Origin of the sequence: Actinomyces sp. HMSC075C01 (genome assembly GCF_001812965.1) — a bacterium.
In the GTDB taxonomy this organism is placed as follows: domain Bacteria; phylum Actinomycetota; class Actinomycetes; order Actinomycetales; family Actinomycetaceae; genus Actinomyces; species Actinomyces acetigenes.
Genome location: NZ_KV810942.1, coordinates 25,667 through 28,171, shown reverse-complemented (window position 1 = coordinate 28,171; position 2,505 = coordinate 25,667). Strand labels below are relative to the sequence as shown.

The 2,505-nt window shown below is 61.3% G+C and carries 3 protein-coding genes and 1 pseudogene; all 4 read left to right on the top strand.

The features are described 5' to 3' along the window. A partial coding sequence (locus HMPREF2883_RS13845; protein WP_256277283.1) for a hypothetical protein occupies nt 1-725 on the top strand: 725 nt, incomplete at its 5' end. Nucleotides 726-769: 44 nt separating this feature from the next. Further along, nucleotides 770-1,435, top strand: a complete 666-nt coding sequence (locus HMPREF2883_RS01960; RefSeq protein WP_070658695.1) for an SMI1/KNR4 family protein — start codon at nt 770-772, stop codon at nt 1,433-1,435. A gap of 209 nt (nt 1,436-1,644) precedes the next feature. Continuing rightward, the gene (locus HMPREF2883_RS13840; protein ID WP_371080213.1) at nt 1,645-2,196 is read left to right on the top strand and encodes a DNA/RNA non-specific endonuclease; all 552 of its coding nucleotides are present in this window, start codon (nt 1,645-1,647) and stop codon (nt 2,194-2,196) included. Continuing rightward, a pseudogene (locus tag HMPREF2883_RS01950) lies at nt 2,193-2,505 on the top strand (hypothetical protein); the annotation flags it as partial. The gene HMPREF2883_RS13840 and the pseudogene HMPREF2883_RS01950, both read left to right, overlap by 4 nt.

The following is a 2,505-nucleotide window of genomic DNA, read 5'->3' as shown; positions in this document are numbered from 1 at the left end:
TGCTAAGCAAAGCCAACCGCCTGCTCGACGACGTTGCTGCGGCCTTCACCCGCATCCCGGCCAAGGTCAGCAAAGCCGTCACCACGAAGGTGGAGGCAGCCAAGGACCTCGCGTCCACCTTAAAACACCCCCAGCACGCGCTGGCCGGGCTACCGGGCATCAGCATGCGCCAGGCCGGCGACATGGGGAAAGCCAAACCCACCATATACAGACCCAGCAAAGCTCCCACACGCCCCAAGACCCCACGCCCCAACCCCAACGAAGGCCGCTGGGGAGTAAAACTCGACGAAGCCCCAGCCAAGTCCGACCCCAAACCAACCACCGGCGGCGGCGAAGGCACCCCACCCAAGGGCGGCGGCAACGAAAAGGGCGGCGACGGAAGCGACCCAATGAGCGGCCCGGTCATCTTCTATCCTCGCAAAAACGCAACAGAAGCCGAAATGAAGGAGTACCGAGAGTACGTCGCCGGCTGCAACCGAGCACTTGAAGCCGGTGCACTGTCAAAAACCGGGAGAGTCGCCACCACAAAGAGTTCTCTTGTCCAAGAGGCAAAGGCTGCAGCGGCACGTGAAAAGAAAGCACATCCCGAATTGTATTCGGGTGGCAAAGTTGCCAGCCATGTTCCTGACACCGGATGGGGGCGAGGCCCGGAGCCGCACGAGTGGCAGCCGATGTCACGCAGGGTGAACTCCAGTCTGGGGGACAGAACACTCGCTATCCTGTAGGGTACAAACCGACGGTATTCCTTCTCGGGGAAAGGGAGTGAGACATGACTGATCAGACTACTGGCGCTGCCGGTGAAGCTAGTCAGGGGAGGCGGGAGTTTACGTGGCCGGACTACATCGGCTGGGGGTGGATGATTGTCCAGGCTCGGATGGAGGCCGACTGGAAAGGAATATGGAACTACGCCCTACCACACGTGCACGCCACAGAGGAGACCGTGGCCAGCACCGAGACCCAGCTGGGTTTCCGCCTGCCGGAGTCCTACCGCGGATTCCTCCTGGCCTCCAACGGCTGGCCCTACTTCTTCCAGAACATGACGATCTTCTCCACCTCCGACCTGCTGGGCGGCGAGCTGCACGAGGCCGGCCAGACCCAGCTGGAGCTGGAGGAGTGTGTCGAGGCCATGGCCGCCGGAGGTGTCGTCGCCGCTGACCACTTCCCCGTAGTTGCTGCTCGGGAGCAGATCGACGTCGCTCTCATGGGTCGCCCCGGTACCCCAGCTGAGGGCACCGTCTCCTGGGTACGCGGCGAAGTGATCGAGCGCTATGACGACTTCCTGGACTACTACCTGTCCATGATGGAGCTCAACAAGCTCGACACCGCCGATATTCGGCAACACCTCGGCCCCAAGCCCGACGGCGTACCTCACGCTGTCATCGACTACTCCAAAGGGAGACCTATATCAGGAAACAACCGCCGAGATGATCTGTAACCGGCAGCATGAGCGACTCACCCCACACAGTTTCAGTCTGAGGTACCGCCTTCTCCTACCCGGCCGCACACCACCCCCGCAGGAGCACGGATAGTCGCTGAAGCCGGGGAGTAGCCCCCCGTCAGCCTTGTGGTGCTGGGGTCAAGTCGAGACAACCAACTTGACCCCAGCACCACAAGGCCTTTCCGCTCCCACCACGGGCCAACAGACTGCTTACACTCAGCCTGAAACCCAACCTTTTTCGTGAACACCTTAAACAAGGTCACTTCTACTGTCAGGGGGTCGGCAAGTTCCACTACGTCACTGATGAGCATGCGCGTACATCGCGCATGGAGGTCGACGGTCACATGGAGCCCCTGGATAAAGCTAACGGGGAGAAGGGTGTGCGTTCGGCGCACACGCAGCGCAAGGTGAAGGCTCTGGGAGACGACCTGCCCGGTGAGCACAACGGTGGGCACGGGGCCGGTACCCAGTTCCACGGTCCGCCTGAGAAGATCAACGTGGTGGCGATGCTCAAGGAGGTCAACCAGAACTTCCCCGACAGCGGTTTCAAGTCCTATCATGCACTGGAGACTGACATCGCCAAGAATCCAGGGAACTACCAGAATTTTGCCGTAGACTTCAACTACCGCGACCCAGCCGGACCGGAACTGACCAACACCGAACGAGTACCCACCGACTTCAAAGCGACGTGGACGGACGCTGAAGGCATTCCGCGGCGCGAGAAGTTCGTGAACCATCCTGAAAAGGGGCATCCGTGACTGTTGAGGACCTGAGTGAGCAGGAGGCCTTCGAGCGGTTCGAGGGCATGCTGCGGGACTGGCTGAGCGACAGCGGCGGGACCCGCATCGACATCGACTACCACGCCATCCACCGAACCGGGTTCATCACCAACTGGCTGACGATCGACGGCCAGCGCAAGGGCGTCCTGTTTCCCGCGAAGCTGGACTTCACCATGGATGACCTTCGTCCGGCGCAGGTGGATCCTCACCGGGGTGCCTGGCTGTATTCGCACCTGTGGATGGAGGCCTCGGACGGTGTGCTGCATCAGGAGTCGGACTGGATGCGTG

Coding starts and splice junctions, on each gene's coding strand:
- HMPREF2883_RS01960 (WP_070658695.1), top strand. CDS start 770: ATGACTGATCAGACTACTGGCGCTGCCGGTGAAGCTAGTCAGGGGAGG.